Origin of the sequence: Chloroflexus islandicus (assembly GCF_001650695.1) — a bacterium.
In the GTDB taxonomy this organism is placed as follows: Bacteria; Chloroflexota; Chloroflexia; order Chloroflexales; family Chloroflexaceae; genus Chloroflexus; species Chloroflexus islandicus.
In genome coordinates this window covers 1-24,261 of record NZ_LWQS01000081.1, presented here as the reverse complement: position 1 = coordinate 24,261, position 24,261 = coordinate 1, and the positions used below count along the sequence as shown (strand labels likewise).

Annotated in this window: 19 protein-coding genes and 1 CRISPR repeat array; of the genes, 5 read left to right on the top strand and 14 right to left on the bottom strand. The window is 60.4% G+C overall.

What is annotated here, in order from left to right:
• Window positions 1-918: 918 nt before the first annotated feature.
• The 10 genes from A6A03_RS15855 to A6A03_RS15810 form a co-directional block, all read right to left on the bottom strand.
• Window positions 919-3,315, bottom strand: coding sequence for a peptidoglycan recognition protein family protein (locus A6A03_RS15855; protein WP_066790227.1), 2,397 nt, complete (start codon window positions 3,313-3,315; stop codon window positions 919-921).
• A gap of 203 nt (window positions 3,316-3,518) precedes the next feature.
• Complete coding sequence (locus tag A6A03_RS15850) at window positions 3,519-5,597, bottom strand: putative glycoside hydrolase (protein WP_066790225.1); 2,079 nt, start codon at window positions 5,595-5,597, stop codon at window positions 3,519-3,521.
• Between the two features lie 124 nt (window positions 5,598-5,721).
• On the bottom strand, window positions 5,722-8,664 hold the full coding sequence (locus A6A03_RS15845) for a GAF domain-containing protein (protein WP_066790223.1): 2,943 nt from the start codon (window positions 8,662-8,664) through the stop codon (window positions 5,722-5,724).
• A 99-nt stretch (window positions 8,665-8,763) separates the two neighbouring features.
• Window positions 8,764-9,549 (bottom strand): anti-sigma factor, encoded by a 786-nt coding sequence (locus tag A6A03_RS15840; protein ID WP_066790221.1) that lies wholly within the window; start codon window positions 9,547-9,549, stop codon window positions 8,764-8,766.
• Between the two features lie 5 nt (window positions 9,550-9,554).
• Window positions 9,555-10,145, bottom strand: a complete 591-nt coding sequence (locus A6A03_RS15835; protein ID WP_066790219.1) for a sigma-70 family RNA polymerase sigma factor — start codon at window positions 10,143-10,145, stop codon at window positions 9,555-9,557.
• A gap of 201 nt (window positions 10,146-10,346) precedes the next feature.
• The gene (locus A6A03_RS15830) at window positions 10,347-11,081 is read right to left on the bottom strand and encodes a hypothetical protein (protein ID WP_245669022.1); all 735 of its coding nucleotides are present in this window, start codon (window positions 11,079-11,081) and stop codon (window positions 10,347-10,349) included.
• Window positions 11,082-11,226: 145 nt separating this feature from the next.
• A complete protein-coding gene (locus tag A6A03_RS15825; protein ID WP_066790211.1) occupies window positions 11,227-12,123 on the bottom strand; it encodes a histone deacetylase family protein in 897 nt (298 codons plus the stop codon).
• On the bottom strand, window positions 12,124-13,212 hold the full coding sequence (locus A6A03_RS15820) for a calcium/sodium antiporter (RefSeq protein ID WP_066790209.1): 1,089 nt from the start codon (window positions 13,210-13,212) through the stop codon (window positions 12,124-12,126).
• A 97-nt stretch (window positions 13,213-13,309) separates the two neighbouring features.
• The gene (locus tag A6A03_RS15815) at window positions 13,310-13,621 is read right to left on the bottom strand and encodes an RNA recognition motif domain-containing protein (protein WP_066790207.1); all 312 of its coding nucleotides are present in this window, start codon (window positions 13,619-13,621) and stop codon (window positions 13,310-13,312) included.
• A gap of 781 nt (window positions 13,622-14,402) precedes the next feature.
• Window positions 14,403-15,386 carry a polyprenyl synthetase family protein gene (locus tag A6A03_RS15810; protein ID WP_245669021.1) on the bottom strand — a complete coding sequence of 328 codons (984 nt, stop codon included), beginning with the start codon at window positions 15,384-15,386 and terminating at the stop codon, window positions 14,403-14,405.
• A gap of 294 nt (window positions 15,387-15,680) precedes the next feature.
• Between A6A03_RS15810 and A6A03_RS15805 the strand changes: the two genes are divergently transcribed.
• Window positions 15,681-16,100, top strand: a complete 420-nt coding sequence (locus A6A03_RS15805; RefSeq protein WP_066790203.1) for a BlaI/MecI/CopY family transcriptional regulator — start codon at window positions 15,681-15,683, stop codon at window positions 16,098-16,100.
• Window positions 16,101-16,160: 60 nt separating this feature from the next.
• On the opposite strand, the gene rimO is transcribed toward A6A03_RS15805, so the two are convergent.
• The 3 genes from rimO to A6A03_RS15790 form a co-directional block, all read right to left on the bottom strand.
• Window positions 16,161-17,525: a 30S ribosomal protein S12 methylthiotransferase RimO gene (gene rimO / locus A6A03_RS15800; protein ID WP_066790202.1), complete on the bottom strand. Its 1,365-nt coding sequence runs from the start codon at window positions 17,523-17,525 to the stop codon at window positions 16,161-16,163.
• 191 nt (window positions 17,526-17,716) lie between these two features.
• Window positions 17,717-18,214 (bottom strand): YajQ family cyclic di-GMP-binding protein, encoded by a 498-nt coding sequence (locus A6A03_RS15795; protein ID WP_066790200.1) that lies wholly within the window; start codon window positions 18,212-18,214, stop codon window positions 17,717-17,719.
• Between the two features lie 39 nt (window positions 18,215-18,253).
• Window positions 18,254-19,066, bottom strand: coding sequence for a helix-turn-helix domain-containing protein (locus A6A03_RS15790; RefSeq protein ID WP_066790198.1), 813 nt, complete (start codon window positions 19,064-19,066; stop codon window positions 18,254-18,256).
• A gap of 265 nt (window positions 19,067-19,331) precedes the next feature.
• Here A6A03_RS15790 and A6A03_RS15785 point away from each other — a divergent pair, with 265 nt between their 5' ends.
• Both A6A03_RS15785 and A6A03_RS20650 read left to right on the top strand, forming a co-directional pair.
• A complete protein-coding gene (locus tag A6A03_RS15785) occupies window positions 19,332-19,523 on the top strand; it encodes a flagellar basal body-associated FliL family protein (RefSeq protein ID WP_066790196.1) in 192 nt (63 codons plus the stop codon).
• Between the two features lie 10 nt (window positions 19,524-19,533).
• Complete coding sequence (locus tag A6A03_RS20650; protein ID WP_172812322.1) at window positions 19,534-19,698, top strand: hypothetical protein; 165 nt, start codon at window positions 19,534-19,536, stop codon at window positions 19,696-19,698.
• Window positions 19,699-19,729: 31 nt separating this feature from the next.
• Here the strand turns inward: A6A03_RS20650 and A6A03_RS15780 are convergent, their stop codons facing one another.
• Window positions 19,730-21,067: an amidohydrolase gene (locus tag A6A03_RS15780; protein ID WP_066790195.1), complete on the bottom strand. Its 1,338-nt coding sequence runs from the start codon at window positions 21,065-21,067 to the stop codon at window positions 19,730-19,732.
• Between the two features lie 186 nt (window positions 21,068-21,253).
• Here A6A03_RS15780 and A6A03_RS15775 point away from each other — a divergent pair, with 186 nt between their 5' ends.
• Complete coding sequence (locus A6A03_RS15775; RefSeq protein WP_066790194.1) at window positions 21,254-21,913, top strand: hypothetical protein; 660 nt, start codon at window positions 21,254-21,256, stop codon at window positions 21,911-21,913.
• A gap of 335 nt (window positions 21,914-22,248) precedes the next feature.
• A CRISPR array of direct repeats spans window positions 22,249-22,520; the repeat unit is 28 nt; unit sequence GGTGATCCCGCGCGCGTGGGGGCGGAGT.
• Between the two features lie 585 nt (window positions 22,521-23,105).
• On the top strand, window positions 23,106-23,639 hold the full coding sequence (locus A6A03_RS15765; protein ID WP_066790189.1) for a hypothetical protein: 534 nt from the start codon (window positions 23,106-23,108) through the stop codon (window positions 23,637-23,639).
• Window positions 23,640-24,261 lie beyond the last annotated feature (622 nt).

Sequence of the window (24,261 nt, the reverse complement as noted above, 5' to 3'; positions counted from 1 at the left end):
CCCGCGCAGCGGGCTTCGTAAGCCTAGCCCGGCCCTTCAGGGCCGGGTGCCGGACAGATGTTCTGTCCGCCCTTGAACCCCAGCGGGGGAGGGGCACGGGGTGGGGGCCAATCCAAAGGGCGCCAAGCTCGCAAAGGTTTTTAGATAATCTCCACAAACTTCACGCACCTTTGCGTTCTTCGCGTCTTTGCGTGTTGCCGCTTTGCGTCTTGGCAATGGGAACAGACGCTACCTCTCCCCCGCTGGAGGAGGGGCACGGGGTGGGGGCATCAGCCCGCGCAGCGGGCTTCGTAAGCCTAGCCCGGCCCTTCAGGGCCGGGTGCCGGACAGATGTTCTGTCCGCCCTTGAAACCCAGCGGGGGAGGGGCAAGGGGTGGGGGCCAACCCAAAGACGCAAAGGTCGCCGAGGATGTAAACGCAAAGGCGCGAAGGGCGCCAAGCCGGCAAAGGTTTTAGATAGTCTCCACAAACTTCGCGCGCCGTTGCGTGTTGCCTCTTTGCGTCTTGGAAATGGGAACAGATACAACCCCTCCCCCAGCGGGGGAGGGGCACGGGGTGGGGCATCAGCCCGCGCAGCGGGCTTCGTAAGCCTAGCCCGGCCCTTCAGGGCCGGGTGATGGACAGAAGTGCTGTCCGCCCTTGAATCCCGGCGGAGGAGGGGCACGGGGTGAGGGCTAACCCAAAGACGCAAAGGCGCGAAGGGCGCCAAGCCGGCAAAGGTTTTTAGATAGTCTCCACAAACTTCGCGCGCCGTTGCGTGTTACCGCTTTGCGCCTTGGTGTTTATCCCCTGCGTCGAAGGAACGGACTGCCGTCCATCTCGACGTTCATTTCATCCTCAACATTATGTTGTGGGAGACGGACTGCCGTCCGTCTCTACATTACGTTGACCGTCTCTGCTCTCTTTGCGCCTGTTCGATCACGGCAACGGTATGCCAAGGGTTGTACTGCCGCCGCGCGCGCCATCGCCGGGGAAGATCGACCGCTCGGCCACAATCGGTTGGTTGCTGCGCACGATCGCTGCCACCGCGGTTTCGTTCGGGAAGGCTTCGTGCATCGCTAGCGTATACCGCGCCCCTGCCGGAATCCGCACGCTCAGCTCGGTCTTGGTGCCGTCACCGAAGATCGCTTCAACCGTCACAATTGCCGACAGTGGGCTCACATTGCTGAGGCAGAGGTAATACGCGGCATCGCTGGTGCGGCCATCGATAAAGGCCCAGCGATAGGCCGGCGCACGCGCTCCGGCGCCAATCGTCCCCACCGCGCCGCCGGCAAAGCGCATCGCTCGTTCAACCGCAACCGGACGGTCGGCAACCACTTCGGTAGCGAAGCCGAGATCAGGCACGACTTCGTTAACGTCAATCGCCAATTGCGCCCGCGGCGGGATGGCGTAGCGCCGCGTCGCCGCCACCCCTTGCGGGCCGCGGAAGATGGCCTCGACATTGGCCGGTTGGTTATTGGGATTTAACACCAACAACTGGGTGCGAAACCCGCCTTCAGTGGTACCCTCGGCGAACAACCAGCGCCGCGAGAGCGTATCGATACCCCGCCCCGTATGCAACCCGCTCCCGCCGGGACCAAACCGCATGGTGCGCTCGACCGCCACCGGTTGGCTGGCGATCACCCGGATGCCAAAGCTGGCATCGGCCAACGGGCGCGTGCCGTCGGGTAAGGTAATATCATGCACCGCGACCACCAAGCGGTTGCGCGCCCCGATCTGCACCTCTTGCTCAAAGACCGTCCCGTTGCGCTGCATGTAGGTGATTTGGGCGCGGGTATCGCTCGGCTGCGGGTTAAAGATGATCACGTAGGTCTGCGTCTGCTCGGTGGTACTGCCCTCGGCAAAATACCACACCCGCGAGAGCCGGTCAATGCCCGGCCCGCTGTCAATATCGCTGACCAGCGCCATCGAGCGCTCGGCCAAGATTGGCTCGTTCGCTTCCACGATGGCTGGCAACGCATTCGCGCCGGGCACCACCTCGTTAGCATTCAGATCGGCTCTGCCGCCGCCGGGAACTTGCACGTCGCGCACCACCGGCTGGCCGGCAGGCGGGAAGAAGGTAATGCGAGCGGTAGCTGGCCGTGACGCCGGATTGTACAGGCTGAGGCGTTGGCTATAGCCGGCGGTATTGCCCTCGGCGAAATACCAGCGCGCGCGCACCGTGGAGCTATCGGCTTGCGCGCGCAGCGCCGGCAAGAGCGCGCGGAAGGCGGGATAGGGATCAGGCGCAGCGGGATACACCTCATAGTGGCCGGCAATCGTTGGACGCAACCCACCGTCCGCCGCCGGTTGCTGCCCGTTTGGCGCAATATTGTAGGTCTGGGTGAGCCAAGCCAGCAACGCCACAAGGCGCGCTTGGGCCGCCGGCGTTGGCGGTTGATCAGCCGGGGTGAGCAAGGCAATCTGCACATCCGCCGCACTGCCGGCTACCCGCCGCACCAGCGAGGTCGGCCCGCCTAAGCGGCCCTCAAACAGATTGCCTTCGCTATCGATAAGGTAATGGTAAATCAGATCGTCCCAATCGAGCACCTTGGTCTGGTAGACCAGCAAGGCGCGCAGATAGGCGACTGTCGCCGCCGGCGACGCATCAACCGGAACTTGGTGGATCACCACCCCCTGCGGATCGCGCCGGTCAGGCCGGGCCGCCGCCGGTTCCGCCCAATCGGCGCGCGCAATCTGCAACGGGCGCGGCGTCAGTACCGGCTGGCCAAACATGATCGGGCGTTGCGGCAGGCCGGCGGCAAAGATTGGCGGCGTGATCTGCGTCGCAAGGTACGAGACGGTCACATCATTCAGCACTGCCGAAGCGCGCGGGATTTGGCTGGTAAACGTTGCCCGCAGTTGCAAATAACGGGTATCTTCCGGCAAGGCTAGCGGCACGGCTGTCGTGAGCGCATCGGGATCGGCGGCAGGCGATGCATCGGCCACCACCAGCGGCTGCCACGGCCCCCACCCCTCGTCACCGCTGGCCGGCGGCGTTGCCCGCGCCCGCAGCTCTAAGCGGAGATCAGTCCCTTCAACCAGTTCGCCACGCCAGACAGCGCCGGCAGCATTTGTGGCAAAGGCTGTTTCAAACGGCGCCGAGATGAAGCTGCCTTCAACCGCTTCGGCATCAAGCCGCAATTCACCGCCGGCATTATTCGTCACCAGCAAACCAGTGATAACACCGGCTTGCCAATCACGCACACTACTCAACCGCCAACTCGATACTTGCGCCGCCAGACTGCTCGGTCGCGCCGCCACCGGATACGTCGCCGCTACCATTGCTGACAGCGCGATCAGCAGACCAATCCTCAGCGCTACTTGTCGGATCATAACCTTGTGCCCCGCTGCCAGAGCGACCACTGCCACTCGGCCCAGATCAGGCTGTTGTCACCCATACGTGTGATTTGTGCAAATAATTATACTGGCAGCGACGCGATTTCGTCCACTTTTTTTCGCTAAAATGCATGACAATCACGCCAAAGAGACGGCCCGCGAGGCCGTCTCTTCACCGCGGAACTGTCGGAGCGGCTGGTTTACGGCGCAGGCCGCGCCGCGCCATTAAACGCACCTTTGTAAATATTGGCCGAATCGTACAACAACCATCCCGCTGCCGCTTCCGGCTGCTCTTCGGTGGCATCAATCTGCGCCCGCACCTCAGCCGGGCCATACTCAACCACTACCGGCGCCCACGGGTCGGTATGGTCTTGCAGCCATGGCCGTTGCTTGGCATAGCTCGCCGCCATCTGGCGGCCACCGTTACGCACCGCGATCTTCAGCGTCTCGTAGGGAAATTTCACCGGCACCGCGATATTTTCCAACCCGCTCCACCACAACGACGGGTACGGCATTGGGCACACATAGTCGGTAAACTCGCCCATCCGAGTCATGTCTTGGGCGATCGTCAGCGAAGGGCCATTGACCACGCGCCCAAAGACATCGACCGACATAAACGCACCGGCAGCATTGACCGCATAGTGCGCACGCTGCATAAATTCGAGGATGACCTCGAACATCCGGCCCGGATTATCAACCGGATCGATTGGCTCGCTGAACAGCAGCTTATCGCGGAATTCGGCCCGGGTGCCAAACCAATCCGGGAAGCGAATATAGTCAAAGTTGATCTCGTCAAACCCCATCTGGGCCGCTTCCACCGCCAACGCAATGTTGTAATCCCAAACATTCTGGTTGGTCGGGTCGAGGTAGGCGTAGCGAATGCCCGGCCCCGGATAATCGGCATAGACTTCGCCGGTCGAACGCAGCCGGATCGACCATTCGGGCCGCGCATCCGACAACGCATTGTCGTGCGAGAAGAGCTGTACGCGGGCGATCGTGTAGATGCCGCGCTCTTTGGCTTTCGCCAAAATCGAGGCAAAATCGACCTTCGGCGTACTCAGACCCAACTCGCGCACGAGCGGCACCTGCGAGTCGTAGTAGACCTTACCGAGATCGTCACGCAGGTCGCTCTTGATATCGATCACGATCGCGTTCAGCTCGGTGCGATCGATCAGATCGAGGAAGCGATCAACCAAGCGCGGCACCGACGCTACCGCCGCCGTGATATAGATACCACGCACATAGAAGGGTTCGAGCGCAATTTGTTCCGGCATGTTGCCCGGCTCGATCGGAATGACCTTCTTAGCATAGCCCGGCGCCAGCACCTGCACAAAGCCGCGTTCGGGCAGATTGGGCAGGCGGAAGCGCCCTTCGACGCTGTCGTTGATCCGCACAAAGCCAACCGCCGTCGAGGTCAACGTTTCTGTCGCGATGATCGCCGCGTTCGGCACTGGCTGGCCGGTCGTGGCGTCAACCAACTGGCCAAAGAGGGTGTCAGGCCGGATCGCCACATCCAGCGCGGTGGTGCGGGTAAACGGCTGCGTGACCGCGGCAAAGCCTTCCGCCTCAACAGTAAGTTCACCCCGTTCAGGTATCTCGCGTAACCGATACGTTCCATCAACGCCGGTTGTTGCGCTCAGTTCACCCACCGTCACCTTCGCCCCCGCCACCGGCTGGCCAGTGTAGACGTTCGTCACCACCCCGCTCAGCGTATTCGGGCGCAAGCTAACATCTAGCGCTGTGGCCCGCGCTATGGTCTCCGTCGCTGGCGCATAATCGGGTGCGCTCACCGTGACCGTAAACGACTCTGGCACCCCGGTAAGAGTATACGCGCCGGCATCGTCAGTCACCGCTTGCGCCGCCTCATTGCCCTCCAACCGCACTTGTGCGCCGCTGATCGGTTGGCCGGTATAGAGATCGGTCACCACGCCGCTGAGTACATTTGGGCGCAGAGAGGTGGTAATGGTCACGGTAAAGACTCCGCTCTGGCCCACACCGGGTTGATCGGCGAGCGGCAGGTTGAGCGGCTCGTAAGCGGGGGCCTGCAACGCCAAGGTATCTTCGGGCCGCCAGCGTTCAGTCTGAAAGCGGCCTTGCTCATCAGTAGTCAGCGTCTGCTCGCCAATCGCCACCGTTACGCCAGACAGAGGCGCGCCGGTGTACGCATCAGTCACGACACCGGTCAAGATAACAGGCTGGGCAGCACAGCCAGCCAACACTGCGACAATCAGCGCACAGAGAATCCAGAAGCGCACAATGCGCCGGGTAAACAACACCATGGTTGCTCGACTCCTCTAGGTGGAATGGGCCGGGTGCCGGTTTTCACCAGTTGGGGGTATCTTAAAAGGTTGCTAAGCGAATGTCAAGCATTGGAACAGTTGAACCATGCAGCGCATTGCAACGCTACACCTGTTGCGCGATCGGCGCCGGTTGCTCAATCACCACCTCATAAATGAGGTGTTCTTCTTGTTTGCCTTTGAGGCGGGTCGCCCCCAATTCACGTAGCGGGTACGGCGACTGGCCGCCGAGCGCGTTGACCAAATGTGACGAGATGATAATCTGGCCGGCTTGCGCAATCCCGCACAAGCGCGAAGCAGTGTTGACCACATCACCGATCAACGTATAGTCTTGGCGCTGTTCGGAACCGATATTGCCAACCACTGCCGAACCATAGCTAATCCCGATCCCCATCCCGATCCGCAGATTCAACTCGTCGTGCCAGATTTTGGCGAGCCGGGCAAAGGCTTGTTGCATCGCCACAGCAGCCAGCACCACCCGTTGCGGATCGTCAGGGTGCGTGATTGGCGAGCCAAAGACCCCGATCAAGCCATCACCAAGGAACTTATCAATCGTGCCGTCATAGGCATAGAGCGCATCAGTCATCGCAGTGAAATACCGGTTGAGAATACGCTCGACTAGCACCCGCGCATCGATCTGCTCGGTCAAAGTGGTAAAGCCGCGCATATCGGCAAAGAGCACCGCTACCGTGCGCTCAGTCGGTGCGCCAAAATCACTGCCGGCGCTGAGCAGCCGTTCGGCCACTTGCGGCGAAACGTAGCGGCGAAAGACACTGCGCACCCGCTCGCGCTCTTGCCGTTCGAGCTGTTTGATCGCGCTGATGTCACGGAACACGACCACCCGCCCGAGCTCTTTCGCGTCACTGCTGCACACCGGCGCAATGCTGACGCTGTAGTGCAGATTGGGTTGCGGCTCGATCTCCACCGTCGTTGGCGCATTACGCTCGATGAGCGGTATGATTGAGCGTAGCGCCGGACAGGCATCGACCCCTTGCCCATGGTGCAACGCCGGATCGATCTGCAAGCGCTCGCGCGCCGCCGGGTTCGCCAGCAGCAAGCGCGCATCAGGGTCGATCAGTACGATCGGATCGGTTGCACTGCGCAACACGGCATCGAGGGTTGATCGCTCATCATTCACCACCCGATACAGACGGGCATTCTCAAGAATCTGCACGATTAGGCTCGCGACAGTCGAGGCCATCTCTAATTCGGTCTTTTCAAACGGCCCGCGCTTGGTCGTGTCAAGGCAGAGCACACCCTGCGTATGGCCATTGACCACGAGCGGCACCAGCAATATGTCACGCACGCCGCGCCCCGCCAGAAATGCCTGTAATGGCGCCAAATCGGCTCGTTCGGGCAGATTCTCAACATGCTGAGGCTGCTGTAACGCAGCTACTTGCGCCGCCAGAAACGGATGTTGTTGGACAAACTTGGCCAAATCAGCATCGTGCAGCGCTGCCATCCCGCTCAACGCGACCACCGTATCGCCGGGTTGCGAACCAAAGAGCAAGATCGCGGCCTGCTCGACCCGAAAGATGTGCGCCACCGTCTCGATCGTATGGTGCAGATTCTCTGGTGCGGCAAATTGGGCCGTCAATGCCAATGACAGGCGATTGATCTCACTCAATTGAGCAATCCGGCGCTGTTCACTCTCGAACAGGCGGGCATTGCCGATCGCAATCGCCAGTTGGTTAGCAATCGCCAGCAAGATCGCTTCATCGTTGGCGCTAAAGGCGGCTGGATGCGGACTGCGCACCTCAATCGTACCTAACGCCTCTCGCGGCAACAACACCGGCACGCTGAGGGCCGAGCGCATACGATCTTCGTCGGGCAGTACTGGTACAAACCGCACATCTTGGGCCAGATCATCAATGCGCAACGGCTCGCGGTGGCGGCATACCCAGCCGCTCACCCCTTGATCGATTCCGAACGAGATATGGTTTGGTTCTGACCGGTACGCGCCGGCAACCGCTTGCACAACCAGCCGATCGTGTTGCCGGATCACCAGTGCGACCAGTGGGTAGCCAAACTGGTAATGGATCATTTGCACCAGCAGCCGGCCTAGTTGATCCATCTGCATCAATTCTGACAGCAGCCGGTTAATATCGTTGATCCGGCGTAATTCCTCTGCGCGCCGCGCTAGCAACTCTTTCTGTTGTTCGCTGAGCCGGTAGAGACGGGCGCTTTCCAGCGCCACCGCGCTTTGGGCTGCGACTGAGGCCAGCAATTCGAGGTGCTCAGCCGTGAAATACCCCGGCGTGTGATGCACCAGCGTGATCACGCCCCACGCGCGGTTATCGCGGATGATTGGCATCGCCGCTACCGAGCGCACATCATTGTGGATGTCAGAGGTTACCAGCCAGCGTGAATCGAGCCGGGTATCGGTGATCAAGATCGGGCCACGCTCGCGCAGCGCCAACCCGGCCACCCCGTACCGCAAGATATCGTTCAATTCGGCAGTGGCAGGATGGCGGCTGCTGGAATAGAGCAACAACTTCTCTTCGTCAAAGCCGGTCAAAATGATGCTGGCCCGAATCGCACCGACCGCATCGGCGAGATGGTTGAGAAAACCGGTCAACAGCACATCGAGATCAATGCTCGATCCAAGATCACGCGAAAGGTGCAACAGCAGCTCGGTTTTGCGCTGCTCTTGTTGCAGGCTGCGCTGCGCCCGCTGCAATCGTAAGAGCGCCCGCACCCGCGCCAGCAAGAGGTTGAAATCAACCGGCTTGACCAGCACATCATCAGCGCCAGCGTCGAGGTTGCTGACGCTCGTGTGGAGATCGGCATGGGCCGAAACGATAATGATCGGGATGAAGGGTTTAGAACGATCCGCTTTGATCCGCCGGGTCACTTCGGCGCCATCAACCCCCGGCAGCGCCAGATCGAGCAGGATGAGATCGGGAGTAATTAATTGCAGGAAGCTTAACGCCTCTTCACCCGAAACCGCTGCCGAAACGCGAAAACCGTCACGGCTTAGCACCGCCTGAAAGATGCGACGGATATCAGGATCGTCTTCCACTACTAAGATGTGAGCTGGTTCGGGCATACCTACTCCCGGACGCGCACGCGCTTTAGTTGTAGTATAGCATGCCCAAGATCATCTTATCACTCATCATCTGGTCGCCTGATTCACCCGGAAGAAACCCTATATGACTTGTCCAGCTATCAAGATCGCACCGGTTGGGCCGGGGCTTCCGGGCGCCGGTTCGGCAGTGATCGCAAGCGTTGTGCCGCTGCGAGCGCTGTCCGCAGGCAGTGCCATCAGGCCATAACCACCCGCATCAACCGTAAAAACGCCACCACTCACCGGAGCTGCACCATTTTCAATCAACCAGAGCTGGTACACCTGATTGTCAGCCAGCGGCGGCAAGACGGCAATCAAAACGAGCCGCCCCGCCGCATCACGAAAGACGGCGCCCTGACCCGCCTCACCGGTAAGCGTCGCTAGCGGCGCCGGATTGGTCAACACCGCCGCCAATTGTTGTGCTGAAGCCTGTGCGGTGGCCGCCAACGACTGCGCTTGATCGCGCTGCTGCGTCACTACCGCCAGCTCGCTGCGCAAGCTGCCGGTGGCGCCAAGCATAACGAGCAGGACAATGAACAATACCGTGGATATACCGCCTAGCGCCGCCACCCACACTCGCCAACGATGAACTGGCTGCTGCGCCAATGATGGTTCTGCCATCCGTGAGCGCCGGCCAAGGGCATAATCAAGCGTGCGCTGGCGCCATTCCGGCGGCAACGTGGGTCGATCTAGCCCGTATGGCAACAAATTGGCAGATGCGCGCAGTTCGGTAAGAGTTTGTTGCAACTCTGGCCGTTCAGCCAACAGACGCTGTACCCGCGCCCGTTCAGCCGGATCGAGCGCATCAAGGGCGTACGCTACGAGCAGATTGGTTATCTCTTCGGGTTGTTCCGGCGACGAATCCATATCTATTACTCCACCAGCGAACGCAAAACATCTCGCAGTTTCATCAAACCAAGCCGCAATCTGGTTTTTATAGTGCCGAGCGGCTCACCTAGCCGCTCGGCAATCTCGGTTTGGGTTAAACCGCCGTAATAAGCCATTTCAATCGCTTGGCGCTGCGCCGGCGGCAGTTCAGCGAGCGCCGCTTGCACCGCTTCACGGAGAACGCGCTGCTCAACATCACCTTCAATACCGCTTATCACCGTCGGCAACGCGCTCACATCAACGCCGGTGACTTCGCGATTGCGTCCACGTTCACGCTTACTGCGCATAACATCGATAGCTCGATGCCGCGCAATCCCAATAATCCATCCTGCCGCCGCACCAGTCTGCTGCCGAAATCCACCCGCTGTCTGCCAGATATTCTGAAATACGTCCTGCATGACCTCTTCAGCAGTCTGGCGATCACCGGTTACCCGTAGCGCAATTGCATAGACCAGCGCGGCATATCGATCATACAATGCGCCTAATGCAGCCTCTTCACGCTGCACTATCAGATCGATCAGCAACTCATCGGCCAGATCGCGTAAACCGGCCTCTTCTGGGTCTTGAAGCGGCATTAGATGTGAGACCTTTTGTTCAGTCGCTCCATCGAATTGCTGTATTATAGCCGAATTGGCCAACCCAAGAGCGGAGGGGTGTTGTTCTCTCACCGGCGTCTCCTTGTGAGCGCATCGCGCCAAGGTTATAGCAACGCCTAGGCCTGCCAAGCGCATACTGACGCTTTGGCAGGCCCCAAACGCTAACGAGACTCACCTCGCTTAGAACACCTTGGTATACGGCTGAGTCGGATCAGACTTCACACCTCCCAACACAGCAGTAATCTGGGCGGCCGAGGGAGCCGTCACCGGGCCAATAAAGCCCTGCCCGCCCTGCAAGAACGGCGCCAGTGTTGGCACAGCATCAGAGACGTTGTAATAGATTGGCAACGGCAACGCAAGATTATTAGGCGCAAACCCCCCAATCTCGCGAACTAGCGCCAAATGCTGCGCCTCGCTGCACGCATGCTGCGCAGTGGTGCCGGCGATTCGATCCAAGCCCAACTCGGCAAAGCGGCGGGTCGCCGCCAGATACGCTCCGACGAACGCTGTCTCAGCATCAGCGCCAACCTGCACAAAGAGCGCCGGATCGTTCAGGAGATTAGCGGGTACGTAGAATTGATTGGTGAGAGCTTTCCCACCATTCGACACCAAGAAGTCAAGATGATATTTCTCGGCATCAAGAGCGAGCTTGAGATAGAGCACATCCTCCTCTTGGAGCTTGAACTTGGCTGCGGTTAATGCGGCATAGTAGAATGTTGTCGCTAACGTCTCGGCTGTAGCGGCCAAATCCAGAATAAGCTGTGGATCATCTTTACGATCGTGGTTGGCTGATGCCGGACGGATCCCAAATAGATTCGCAAAACTTGCAACTACGAACCCACCTCCCAGACCAGCCATACCCTTAATGAGACTCCGGCGAGAGAAAGCGCCTTGTTGCGTGTGATTTACTGCCACAATGATTCCTCCGCTATGTCGATGATACGCCGGTGCATGCCCTTCCATGCACCTCTCACCACATCTATGCGAAGGTTTTGTCACATTGGATGCATTAACTGCTGCCATTCTCGCACCGGCTGCCTGCAAAGCGGACTGCGTGCATTTACCCCAACTCCGCCGCCAACGCCACCGTCTGGACATGAATATCGACCGTATCAGTAATCTGGCGCGCATAGCCACCGGCCATCGTTACCACCACTGGCACGCCTGCCGATCGGCAAGCGGCAAAGACCACCCGGTCGCGCTCAGCTAACCCGGCCTTGGTGAGGCTGAGCCGGCCTAACCGGTCATCGTAATACGGATCAGCGCCGGCCAGATAAATCACTAGATCGGGCTTGGCTGCGGCGAAGGTTTGCCGCAAACCCCATTCCAACGCATCGAGATAGGCAGCATCGCCGGTAGCGTCGGGCAAGGCGATGTCGAGATCACTCTGCTGTTTGCGGAAGGGAAAATTGTGCGCGCCATGGATCGAAAAGGTAAAGATGGTTGGATCGCCGGCCAGAATCGCGGCAGTGCCATCACCCTGATGGACATCACAATCAACAATCGCGATCCGGTGCGCGCGGCCTTCAGCCTGCATCGCGCGCGCCGCTACCGCCGCATCATTAAACACGCAATAGCCAGCGCCGGCATCGGCAAAGGCATGGTGGGTACCGCCGGCCAAATTTACTCCCACCCCCTCGCTGAGCGCCACCCGGCAGGCCGCAATCGTCGCTCCTGCCGACCGGCGCGAACGCTCGACCATCTGTGGCGACCACGGAAAGCCGATCCGGCGCTGCTCAGCATTGCTCAGTTCCCCCTGCAAGACCCGCTCGATGTAGGCTGGCGTATGGGCCCGCGCCAGCTCGGCGACACTCGCCGGTTCAGGCACGTGCAACCGTTCCGGCGCTACGATCCCCTCTGCCAATACCCGCTCGCGCAGCAGCGCGTACTTCTCCATCGGAAAGCGGTGGCCCGGCGGCAACGGCAAGACAAAGGTGTCCGAATAAAAGACGCGCATTTATTCAACCATGCCTGCATTGGCCGGCGCTTGGCGCCGGCGCTCTTCACCTAACCAGCGCAAGGCCCGCACCACCAACAACACGACCGTCAATGGCACCAACAACAACCCGACCACCGCGCTGTAGATGGGTAATTCATCGCTGCCGTTCGCGCTCAGGATCAAGTAGAGCGTATAGCTGAGGTAATAGACCAGCAACAAGCTGCCCTCGCGCTGCGAGACGATCCGGCGCGTGATAAAAATGGGTACACAGATGAGAGCCGCCCCAACCATCACTGGCAGATCGAGCCGGATCGTCTCGGCGGGCACATCAATCGGTTGGGGCGAGAGCACAATTGTCAGCGCTAGCACAAACAGCAGGTTGAGCACATTGCTGCCAATCACATTCCCCACCGCAATATCGCGCTCGCCGCGCAAGCCGGCAATCACCGAGGTGGCAATTTCGGGCAACGACGTGCCGACCGCCACGATCGTCAAGCCGATGATCAGCTCGCTGACGCCAAACCACGTTGCAAAGGTCACTGCGCCATCAACCAGCCAATTCGCCCCTAGCACCAGCAACGCCAGACCTCCCGCCATCATCGCCGCCTGCAACACCCGCACTCGCCAGTGATGGTGATGGGTGCGGTGGGGATGGGGCTGGTCAGGATGGACGCCACGCGGCCAGATCACCCACAGATACGCGATCAAGCCGAGCAGCATAATCGCGCCGTCAATCCGCGACAGCGAACGATCAAGCGCCAACAGCAAGGTCAAGATCGACGCACCAATCATGACTGGCAAGTCACGGCGAAAGATCTGGCGATCGACCGGCAGCGGGCCAAACATCGCCGCCACGCCTAAAATCAACATGATATTGGCGATATTGCTGCCAACAATATTGCCCAATGTAATCGCGCCTTGACCATTAAATGCTGCTTGCAGACTCACAGCAATTTCGGGCGAACTCGTCCCTACTGCTACCACCGTCAAGCCAATGATCAAGGGCGAAACGCCAAGGCCGGCGGCAAAGCTCGCAGCGCCGCGCACAAGCAGATCGGCGCCAAATACCAACAATACAATCCCGGCCACAAACAGGGCGATGACCATAGATTCTTCCTAACACAACGCGCCCCCTGTCAATGACAGGGGGCGGAGTAATCCCGCGCACGAGCCAGTTGAGGCGCGACCGGCTCGAAGGGAAGCGTTAATAACGCCGACCGCCGAAGCCGCCGCGATCACCGCGATCACCGCCGGAACGAGGGCCGCGCGAACCCTTATCCTCGGCTTCATTGACCCGAATCTCACGACCGTTGATGGGCTGGCCATTGGTTTGGCTAATCACCTTCGCCACATCGGCGACTTCCATCTCGACAAAGCCAAAACCACGCGACCGGCCCGTCTCACGATCATTGATCACCCGCGCGCTGCGCACATCGCCATAAGCCTGAAAGAAGGACTCGAGCGTTGCATCATCAACGCTCCACGCCAAATTGCCAACAAAGAGCTTCACGTACATCCGGTCCCACTCCCTCCGCGTTGCTTGCCCAACGCAGTCACTCACGGGGCTTGCGCCCACAAACCACGCCTCCGAAACTGCACGCTACTCACTTCGCCTCACAGCGGGTAGCGGTCCACAGCGCCGCGTGCTGATCCTCGGGCGTGGAGGTCATGCGGACAGGGGAGTCGATCGGGCCCCAGACGGACGAACAGACTCTCGCGGCGACGTGACGCTGTGTAACGGCTATAGTGTAGCACATTCGCCGCAAGATGAAAAGACCTTTGAAGTTTCAGTTAATAGATAGTTACGGAAGTTCTTGTCTGTCCCTTGTTGGCATTGCACGAATACAACGCGCTCTACGCGAGCGCCCACTTTCGCGCCCACCATCCCTGAACCGCTATCCTGTCATTGCGAGGGGGCGGGAGGGCATCGCGACGCGATTCCTTAGAAACACGCCCCCCGGCGAGCACAATCGTTGATCGCTGTGCGATGCCTCAAAGCCCGGTGTTACACTCCCCTCTCCCGCGCCAGTGGGAGACGGGCTAGGGGTGAGGACCACCGAGCGGAATAGTCTCAAAGATTCCCAAACGATGCAAAACATCTGATGATTTTTGTGCCTTTTGTGCCTTTTCGTGGCTATTTTGCCCGCGCAGCGGGCTTCGCACCCCTAGCCCGGCCCTTTAGGGCTAGGCCGAAGCATCACCACGAAAAGGCGCAAAAGACACGAAGAACATGATAGTTTTGCGGCTTTTTGTGGCCATTTCTCACCACTCCCTGCTCCCGCGCCAGCCCTTTAAGACTACCGCCCAATCAAGCTTTGGGTGAGCGCGTGCAAACGATCGCGCGCAGCAGCCGCGGTTGCTGTCGGCGGTTGCACGGCTGCCAGTGCAGCAAACGCCGCTTGATGGTGCTCGTTCGCGATCGCCGCGCAATAGGCGCGTGAACCGGCCGCGTCGAGGATCGCCAACACCTCGGCAACGGCGGCATCATCGAGCGCCGGTTGGCGATAGAGTTCGGCCAGCCGCGCCCGATCCGGGCTATGGGTCAGGGCATGCACCACCGGCAAGCTCACCTTGCGCCGGTAGAGATCGGCGGCAAACGGCTTGCCCGTCTGTTCCGGCGCACCCCAAATCCCCAGAATATCATCTTCGATTTGGAACCCCAACCCCAACGCACGGCCAAAATCGGCCAGCGCCGCCACTGTCGCGTCAGGCGCGCCCGCCGCCCGCGCCCCCAATTCGGCGGCGCCAGCAATCAGCGCCGCCGTCTTCCCGCCGATCATAGCGAGATAATCCGCTGGCGTGATACTCAGATCACCCTCGAAGCTCAGATCAAGATACTGCCCTTCGCAGATGCGCAGAATGACCTCATCAAACCGGCGCAGAATGGCCAGTACGCGCTCAGCCGGCAGGCCAACCTCGGCTAACCGGTGAATGGCGAGGTGCGCCAGCACAAACATCGCATCGCCGGCATTGATGCCATGGGCCAGCCCCCAGATATTCCAGAGCGTACGCCGGCCCCGTCGCATCGCGCTGTCGTCTTCGATATCGTCGTGGATCAGCGAGAAGTCATGCAAGAGCTGGATACCGGCGGCCAAAGGCAAGGCCTGCTGTGGATCGCCGCCGGCAGCCGCGCATGCCAATAACACCAACTGCGGCCGGATCAGCTTGCCCGGATCGGCCTCCGCCGGGGTCAGATCCTCGTTCCGCCAGCCGAGATGATACTCCTGCATGGCGTAAAACCGCTGCAACCGCCCTTCGACCACCGGAAACACTGACCGCATTTCCGCTTGAATTTGCGATCGAACGTCATGTTCTGGCGTCATAAGCATTACAATTCCATTACAATTCGCGATAACCCCGCCAATCAGTTATCTCAAAAAACAACAAAAATGATATTTTTTCAAGATTTACACTCTTTTACGACAGATCATCGTATAAATGTTTAGACAATAGTACTACATGTCATCATCGTGTAATGTTGATCTCTTCTCTAATTGTGCTGCACAGCGTACACTCGCTATGTAAGCACTAAACGATTACCACGTTTCATCGACCCAAACCAACGAGGTGTTGTTATGGCATTCAACCTGCGCTTTCGCTTTAGCCCCACGAAAGATGGTCTCGTCAAGGTATTAGGCCCGCTCGAGACGGAGATCATGCAGATCCTCTGGCAAGAAGGGTCAAGCACCGTCAAGAAAGTGCATCGCAAATTGGCTCAGCAGCGCGATATTGCCTACACCACCGTTATGACGACGATGAGCCGGCTGGCCGATAAAGGTGTGCTCAACCGTGAGCGTGATGGGCTAGCCTACGTCTATACCCCGGTCATCAGTGAAGACGAATTTGTCAATCTGGTGGTGCGGCAAGTGCTCGACGGCTTGCTCGATGATTATAGCGACACCGCCATCTCGTACATGGTCGATTATCTCGCGCACAACAATCCCTCGGAACTCCGCCGTCTGCAACGCGAAATTGCCCAGCGCCTGAATGCCTAAACCGCCTCGCTGAGCCAACCTGCGGGCAACCACCCCAACAACCCGCAGGTTGGCGCTTATCTAGCCGGCTGCCTCTCCCCACAGATCGTAGGCTGTCGCCTGCGTCACCCGCACCGGCACCATACTGCCGGCCGGATACGATCCCCACACAAAGACTTGACCATCAATTTCGGGCGCGTCACGGAACGAGCGGCCCACGCTGAGCGGGCTGCCGTCATCGGTCGCCCCATTCCCCTCGATCAAGACCGTTAAGGTGCGTCCGATCCAGCGCTGGTTCCGCGTATGCGAAATCGTTTGCTGCAAGCGCATCACTTCATGCCAGCGCCGCTCGATCACCTGTGGGCGCACTTGATCGGGCAATTCGGCAGCCGGCGTGCCCGGCTCGCGTGAATAGCGGAAGACGCCTACCCGATCGAGCTGTGCGGTCTGCAAAAATTCGAGCAGCGCGTTGAACTCGGCAGTAGTTTCACCGGGATAGCCGACAATGAACGTCGAGCGGATGGCAATATCGGGCATTGCCGCGCGCAATTCGGCGATGAGGCGCAACGTGCGATCGGTGTCCGGCGGGCGCCGCATGCGGCGGAGCGTGGCCGGATGGGCGTGTTGCAAGGGCATATCGAGATAATGGCAGATCTGCGGATGCGCGGCCATCGTTGCGATCAGACGCTCGCTGATGCCGTGCGGGTAAGCGTACATCAGCCGGATCCAGATATCCGGCGGCGTGACTTGGCACAGCTCTTCGAGCAGAATCGCCAACCCGTCTTGCAAGCCAAGATCACGTCCGTAGTCAGTCAGATGCTGTGCGACCAGCACAATTTCACGCGCGCCTTGGGCCACCAACTCTTGCGCCTCGGCCAGCACGGCCCCAACCGGCTTCGAGCGCATATCACCCTTGAAGCTGGGAATGGTGCAGAAGGCGCAACGCAAGTTGCAGCCATCCGAAATCTTGAGATAGGCGGAAGGGGTATGGCGCGTGCGCCGGATCTGGGTCGTGCGCCAATCGGCATACGAGACCGGCTGCTCAGCCGCAGAGGCCGGGATCAGGGGAATTGTGGCCGTCGCCGGCGCCAACGGGATCACCGGCTGCGCCACTTGACCAACCACCGCGCCAATCTGCGTCCACTGCTGGGTGCCAAGCGTCGCATCAACGCCTTGCACCGTCGCCACCTCACCCGGATGGCTCTGGGCCATGCAGCCGGCGGCGATCAGGCGCTGGCCGGGCCGTTTGCGCGCACCCAATTCCTTCAGCACGCCGAGCGTCTCGGCCCGCGCTGCGGCAATAAAACTGCACGTATTGACGATAATCACATCAGCGTCCTCAGCGGTAGCCACAGCTTGGTGCCCCTGCGCGCTGAGCAGGCCGTCCATTCCTTCGCTGTCAACCGCATTTTTCGGACAGCCTAGCGTTACGATATGGTATTTCATTGGTGATGTACTCGTGATTCCTTCGTTTTATCTATCGCGCCGATCCGCGATCTCTCTGCATTATAGATCGAGTTGGGCATCACCACGGCGAAGCGCGTTGGTTGGTTTTTGCATCTCGTTGCGGCGATACCAACAAGAAAGGACAGCACTCATCGCGAGTGCCGTCCTCACCAGTACCCAAACAGTATTACTCAGCGATAATTGGTCATTTGTAACGGCACCGGAATCTCACCCTCCCGTTCGCGTAGAAACGCGATCACCGCCTGCAACTCATCGCGGCTCTTGCCCACCACGCGCAGCGTATCACCTTGAATCCGCGGCTGCACTTTGGGAAAGCGATCGCGGATCATCTTGCTCAGCTTCTTCGCCAGTTCGCTATCGATCCCGCGGCGCAACGTCACCACCTGCCGCACCCGTCCGCCACTCGCATCAGCCGGTTTGCCGTAATCAAAAATCTTCAACGACAGTTTACGGCGCACCGCTTTCGTTTCCAGCACATCGCGCACACTGCGCAACGACAGCTCGCTATCAGCTTCGATCACCAATTCAGTCTTGCTCAAGGTGATGGTCACACCCGCATCTTTCAGATCGTAGCGCGTCTGCACTTCGCGCAACGTCTGATCAACCGCATTCACCAACTCTTGCTGATCAAACTCTGAAACAATATCAAAGCTGTTTTCGCTCGGCATTGTTACCTCCCATGACCAGAAAAACGCAGGTTTGGCCGATCAATTCGGCGGCCACGACCAATTCACCGGCTGGCCGGGCACAGTGCCAAGCGGCCCTTGCTGCAACCCATTCACCGTGACCTCAACATCGGTCGGATTGCCAGCTCGGATAAAGACCCGGCGCTGCGCGGTGAAGACCCGTTGCTCACCAGCGCGCATGATTGCCTCAAAGACGGTCGTGCCGTCAACCTGCACTCGCACCCATGAATTCTCGGTGCCGCGCACATTAGGCACACGCACCTCGATCACGATCGGCGCTGCCGGGGTTGGGCTTGGTTCCGGCGTCACCAGCACGAATGGCGTGAGCGCTGCCGGCGACGGGGTAGCCGTTGCAACAAGGCTGATCTCAGTCGGCGGCGGGCTTGGCGTCGGCAATGGCGAGGGTGGCACAATCGTGGGTGAAGCGGCGACACCAGCCGACGGCGTCGCGCGTTCGCCAATGCGGCCAAGGGCGCTGAGACCCACATACGCGAGCCCGATCAAGGTTAAGGTGATAAAGAAGATAGCAAAAAAACCGGGGAGGACATACATCCGGGTGCGGGGCGGATTGGTGGCCGGAACAATGCGGATCTTATCGGTAGCACCGCGCTCGCGCCGGTAGAGTTCGATCATCTCATCAACGGGCAAGCCGAGGTATTGCGCATAATTCCGTACAAAGCCACGGGCAACCACATCACTCGGCAATCGCTCGAACGCGCCCTCTTCCAATGCCTGCAACGATTGCAACAAAATACGGGTCTCTGCCGCCGCCTGCGCTAATGAAATGCCATTCGCTTCCCGCGCTCGCCGGAGACGCGCGCCCAACTCGCTCATAACACTACCCTTCCGCCGCACCAGTGGCGTGCTACCACCCTCCCTATGGTATCGCCTATTAGATGCCTTTCGTCTTGCCGGCAGTATACCATACCCGCAGCTCTTCAGCGACAACCGGTTGACAAAGCAATCATAGTTGGCGTAGGCGAAACGTCATGCGGCGATCGTTCGTATCATGGAACATAGCGTACGACCATACGATCCAGCTACCGCCTTGCCCGGTGCGTACAGGCGCAGTCATAGCCAGCAGACGAAAGGAACGCTTATGATGAGTACCATGGTTATTATTGTGATGATCGTCGTGGGCCTCATTGTGGTAGCCCTGATCGGGTCGGGCATCTTCTGGTTTTTGGTGCAGATCGGCGTGATCGTGCAAAAAGCGGCTGAACCGCCAACCCAAGACTACGGCAGCTATTTGCTTGATCAAGGGCGTGATGCCAGCGAACGCGATCGCTAAGAGGAGGCCTATGCTCAGCCAGCGCGAACGAGAAGCGATCATCATCGGCAGTGCAATAGGGTTAACCGCCACGATCATTGACGTTGCCCTCGCCAACGGGCCGCTGTGGATGCACGCGCTCGCCATCGGTGTGGCGGGAAGCCTCTTGTGTGGATTAGCAACCCTGTTCAAATAGGGCATCGTTAGGGCCAAGGGTTGACGATGCCCTATTCGCCAGCCGCCAGCTCAGGATAGACGGCCATCCGTTGCTCGGTTTGGCGTTGGGTCAAGCGTTCGATCCGCGCCGTTACCTCACGCAGCACTCGTGACTTATCAATCGTTAACAACACCCGATCGCGCATCACGATCCGGCCATCAATGATCACCGTGCTCACATCGGCGGGTTGGGAGCTATAGAGCAAAGCCGCCGCCGGATCGTGGAGCGGCTGGGTATGCGCGGTCGCACAATGCACCAGCGCCAGATCAGCGCGCGCACCCACCTGCAACACGCCAATATCATCCCAGCGCAAGGCGCGAGCGCCAGCGGTGGTGGCCAACTCGAGCGTCGCGCCGATCGGCAAGGCGCGCGCATCGCTGTTGCGCAGCTTTTCGAGCAGGGCCAGCAGACGCGCCGACTCGAGCACATCATACGTATTGTTGCTGGCCGCGCCATCGCTACCGATTGCCACCGTGACCCCAGCGGCCCGCATAGCCGTCACTGGCGCCACCCCAATCCCCAGCTTCATCTCGGTCTTTGGCGTGACCGCCACTGCCACCCCATGGGCAGCCAGCGTGGCAATGTCTTCCGGCGCGACATGGGCAACGTGGGCAGCAATCGCCGGCACCTCAAACAGGCCGGTATCGCGCACAAGCTGCACCGGCGATTGGCCGTGCGCCGCCATACTCTGGGCGACTTGCCCCGCCGTTTCGGCCAGATGAATGTGAATGCCAACCCCAAGCTCACGCGCCGTCTGCCCCACCCGGCGCAAGAACGACGGCGTGCAGGTATACGGCGCGTGCGGCCCCATCCAGACCCGGATCCGATCGCCGGCGGCGCCGTGCCACTGCTCGGTAAACTGGCGGGCGCGGGCCAATTGATCGTGCTCATCAGCGCCAGAGAAGAGCGTCCACGCCAGCAACGCGCGCATGCCCGATTCTTGCACCGCTTGCGCGATCGCGTCGGCGGCAAAATAGTGATCGGCTACGCACGTCACACCGGCTTCGATCATCTCGGCAATCCCCAGCAAGGCTCCCCAATAGACATCTTCCGGCGTCAGATTGGTTTCCAGCGGCCAGATAAAGCCGTTAAACCACTCTTCGATCGGCACATCTTCAGCCACGCCGCGAAACAGGCTCATCGCAATGTGGGCATGGCTATTGATCAGGCCGGGAATAGCCAACTGGCCCGCGCCATCCAGCGTCTCACGGGCCAGACCAGCGCTGATGGCTGGGGCGATCGCGACGATACGCTGCCCGGCGATGGCAATATCATGCTGCGGTAAGATGACAGGGGCGCCATTGGCGATCTGGAGCACATCAACGCGCTGAATGAGGAGATCGTACATAGCGATTTACTATTGATGCAATGACATGGCGGATCTATTTTATTGTAACCGGAATGTTGCGTTCTGACAACCGCTTGCCAATATTGAACATTTGTACTATAATACGAATAGCGCCGGCGCTGTAGAAACGACAGGAATCGGGCGCGACGGGAAGAATGCAGTACGGAGAGTCGGAGGAGGAACACCATGCCGGCCAAACCCCAGAGCGAGCGGAGCGTCACCCGCACATATCGCACCGCGATCAAACTTGGCGACGACTTTATCACCATCGAAGAGACCATCACCTTGCCGATCGATGCCGACGATCAGACGGTACAGCAAGCGGTTGATCTCGGCTGGCGCATTTTCCGCAGCCAGCGCGAGGCGGTTGAGCAGCAGATTGCGCACATTCGCGAGCAACATGCCGCCGCTACCGCCATCACCGTGCGCGACCCCGACGCGCCGGCCAGCGAACGGCAACGCAACTTTATTGCCTCGCTCCAACAAGCGCTGGGTTGGTCAGGCGAAAAGTTAGCCGCCTTTGCCCACGAGCACGGCTACGATCTGGTTGCCCTCACCAAGGGCCAAGCCTCGGCATTTATTGACGAGCTGCGGCGCGTGCAAGAAGAACAACAGCGCTTGGCAGTCGCCGAAGAGCGCGCTCGCTACGCAAACCAACCGGTATCTGACAAACAGCGCAACGCGATCCAATCATTGGCGCGCGAACTCGCGCTCGACGCCGAAGCCGAAGCCCAACGCCGGTTCAACGTCACGGTTGACCAGCTTACTAACGAGCAAGCGGCCATCTTGATTAACGACTGGCAAGCGCGCCAACGCACCGGCCCCACAAACAAACGCAGCGGCTAGGGACGCAGTACGTGTACAGCGTTGCTGTGCCCTATTTGACACCGGTACGTGTACAGTGCTGCTGTGCCCGTAGCATCGTACACCGCTAGAGCCGCGCATGGCTAGGTTCGTACCATTCAGCCGCGTCCTGCCGGCGTCGAGGAGCGGACAGAACATTTAGTAGAGCACAACGGTTGATCGCTATATGATGGCTCAAAACCCGGCCCTACCCTCCCCTCTGCCGCGCTAGTGGGAGAGGGGCTGGGGGTGAGGGCCACCCCTCTTTCGGGGGTAGGTATTTCATCGGCTCACCTCCTGCGGCGAGCACCGGTCGTCGGATGCCAGCGGTGCGGGCGGGTGATCCCGTGCGCGTGGGGGCGGAGTGCGTTGACGCGGCATTGCCGGCGTGCTCTTGCTGGTGATCCCGCGCGCGTGGGGGCGGAGTGAAAAACTAGAAAAAGCGTGGGATCGGGTCGTAGGTGATCCCGCGCGCGTGGGGGCGGAGTAAGTTAAGAAAAAGTAACAAAAAGCGGGCCGGCGGTGATCCCGCGCGCGTGGGGGCGGAGTGCGACGGTGAGGTAAATGGTACGCGCTGCAACGGGTGATCCCGCGCGCGTGGGGGCGGAGTGATCGGCCACGGTTCGGGAACCAACTGCCGCGGTAGGGGCAGCGGCGCCTGCTGGATCCATTGGACGAGCAGCCACAACCAGCCAAGGCGCACTAGCCGGATGTGGCGCATCCGGCCGTGGCGGACACCACCCACCAACGGGCGGAGATCCGGCAGGTCGGGACAGGATTCGGGTGGGCCAGTTTCCCGATCGGTGCCGATGGTCACGGTCACCATCCAGAACATCGCCAGCGCGAGGGCGAGCCACCGCCGCGCGGCGCGGTCGGGGTCGGTCATCTGGGTCATCTGCCACTGCCAGCCACCGCGTTTGGTGCATGTGAAGCCCTGTTCGCACCACGCGCGCAGGCCATCCCACGCACGGTCGGCGATGCCGGGGGCCAGATCCGTCAGGATGAACCACGGATCGGCGTGGGTGTCGTCGGCCCACACCAACAGTGTGCAGGGGAGGCGACTGGCTGGATGCTTGAAACAGGTGCCGGCGTACTGCCGGGGTTGCCCATCGGGTGACACGAGCGCGCGGAGCCACTCCCACCGTGCCTGTCCCGCGGGTCGAACCTTCGCACCGGCGTTGCTGCGCAGGAAGGGATGCCAGCCGAGGCGGACGATCCGGCGAACCAACCACCGGGCATCCAAGCCACGGTCGGCCAGCACGATGACCATCCCATCGGGCGGGATGGCCGGGCGGAGCACCCGGAGCATCCGCAGCCATGCGCGCCGCCACGACCGCGATTGACCGGCCGGAAGCACCGTCCACGCCACGGGAATGCCAGTTCCGCGAGAGACGACCGAGCTGGTCAGCACCACGAACCGGTCGTGCAGGGTAGTGGCATCGAGCGCCAGCGCGATCTGCTTCCCGTGCCACCCGCGCACGATCCACGCGAGGAACGGGGCAAAACAGGTGGTCACAGCGAGGGTTTGGCGCTGCGTACCGGCCTTGCGTGGGGCCGCGACCCACCATTCGTACCACCGTTGCTCGATGGTCGCTACCTTCTGGGTGCGGAGCAACGCGAGAACGGTGGCCACCGTCAAGCGACCACACGACCGGGTACACGCGATCCCGAACCTCCACCACGCGAGTACCGTCGCCTGTGGGGCGCTGAGGTGGGGCACGGTGCTTGACACGCATGCTATCCATTCCGATACTGCCTCGTGGTGAGTCATGCTGCACCTCCGAATCATGGTGGAATTGCGACCTCCATCCCATGCTACGAGGTAGGCTGGCTCACTTCAAAATACCTACCCCCGAAAGCCCGCTGGGGGAGGGGTAGTGGGGAGCGCCACACCGGGCTTTGAAGCATTGCACAGCGATCAACAGTTCTATGTTCTGCCCGCCGCTCCCCATCCGCGGGCGGCTCGCTCTCACGCGCTGCGGTTCAGAGGCTGATCCCCATTTGCTTATGTAAATCAACCTTCCCATCCGGCTCGCTCTCACGCGCTGCGGTTCAGAGGCTGATCCCGCACCCGGCCCTGAAGGGCCGGGCTGGGTTTACGAAGCCCGCTGCGCGGGCTGATGCCCCCACCCCTTGCCCCTCCCCCGCTGGGGGAGGGGTGATGGGGAGCGCCACACCGGGCTTTGAAGCATTGCACAGCGATCAACGGTTCTATGTTCTGCCCGCCGCTCCCCATCCGCGGGCGAGCCGCCCGCGCGCTCTACGGGTTACGGAGCGCGGGCCGCTGGCCCGCCGCTCCCCATCCGCGGGCGAGCCGCCCGCGCTCCGTCGCTGCCGCTGGCTCGCTCTCA

Bases quoted from the DNA above. Each gene is read 5' to 3' on its own strand.
- A6A03_RS15855 (WP_066790227.1), bottom strand. From the start codon at position 3,315: ATGATCCGACAAGTAGCGCTGAGGATTGGTCTGCTGATCGCGCTGTCA.
- A6A03_RS15850 (WP_066790225.1), bottom strand. From the start codon at position 5,597: ATGGTGTTGTTTACCCGGCGCATTGTGCGCTTCTGGATTCTCTGTGCG.
- A6A03_RS15845 (WP_066790223.1), bottom strand. From the start codon at position 8,664: ATGCCCGAACCAGCTCACATCTTAGTAGTGGAAGACGATCCTGATATC.
- A6A03_RS15840 (WP_066790221.1), bottom strand. From the start codon at position 9,549: ATGGATTCGTCGCCGGAACAACCCGAAGAGATAACCAATCTGCTCGTA.
- A6A03_RS15835 (WP_066790219.1), bottom strand. From the start codon at position 10,145: ATGCCGCTTCAAGACCCAGAAGAGGCCGGTTTACGCGATCTGGCCGAT.
- A6A03_RS15825 (WP_066790211.1), bottom strand. From the start codon at position 12,123: ATGCGCGTCTTTTATTCGGACACCTTTGTCTTGCCGTTGCCGCCGGGC.
- A6A03_RS15820 (WP_066790209.1), bottom strand. From the start codon at position 13,212: ATGGTCATCGCCCTGTTTGTGGCCGGGATTGTATTGTTGGTATTTGGC.
- A6A03_RS15815 (WP_066790207.1), bottom strand. From the start codon at position 13,621: ATGTACGTGAAGCTCTTTGTTGGCAATTTGGCGTGGAGCGTTGATGAT.
- A6A03_RS15810 (WP_245669021.1), bottom strand. From the start codon at position 15,386: ATGCGGTCAGTGTTTCCGGTGGTCGAAGGGCGGTTGCAGCGGTTTTAC.
- A6A03_RS15805 (WP_066790203.1), top strand. From the start codon at position 15,681: ATGGCATTCAACCTGCGCTTTCGCTTTAGCCCCACGAAAGATGGTCTC.
- rimO (WP_066790202.1), bottom strand. From the start codon at position 17,525: ATGAAATACCATATCGTAACGCTAGGCTGTCCGAAAAATGCGGTTGAC.
- A6A03_RS15795 (WP_066790200.1), bottom strand. From the start codon at position 18,214: ATGCCGAGCGAAAACAGCTTTGATATTGTTTCAGAGTTTGATCAGCAA.
- A6A03_RS15790 (WP_066790198.1), bottom strand. From the start codon at position 19,066: ATGAGCGAGTTGGGCGCGCGTCTCCGGCGAGCGCGGGAAGCGAATGGC.
- A6A03_RS15785 (WP_066790196.1), top strand. From the start codon at position 19,332: ATGATGAGTACCATGGTTATTATTGTGATGATCGTCGTGGGCCTCATT.
- A6A03_RS20650 (WP_172812322.1), top strand. From the start codon at position 19,534: ATGCTCAGCCAGCGCGAACGAGAAGCGATCATCATCGGCAGTGCAATA.
- A6A03_RS15780 (WP_066790195.1), bottom strand. From the start codon at position 21,067: ATGTACGATCTCCTCATTCAGCGCGTTGATGTGCTCCAGATCGCCAAT.
- A6A03_RS15775 (WP_066790194.1), top strand. From the start codon at position 21,254: ATGCCGGCCAAACCCCAGAGCGAGCGGAGCGTCACCCGCACATATCGC.
- A6A03_RS15765 (WP_066790189.1), top strand. From the start codon at position 23,106: ATGCCAGCCGAGGCGGACGATCCGGCGAACCAACCACCGGGCATCCAA.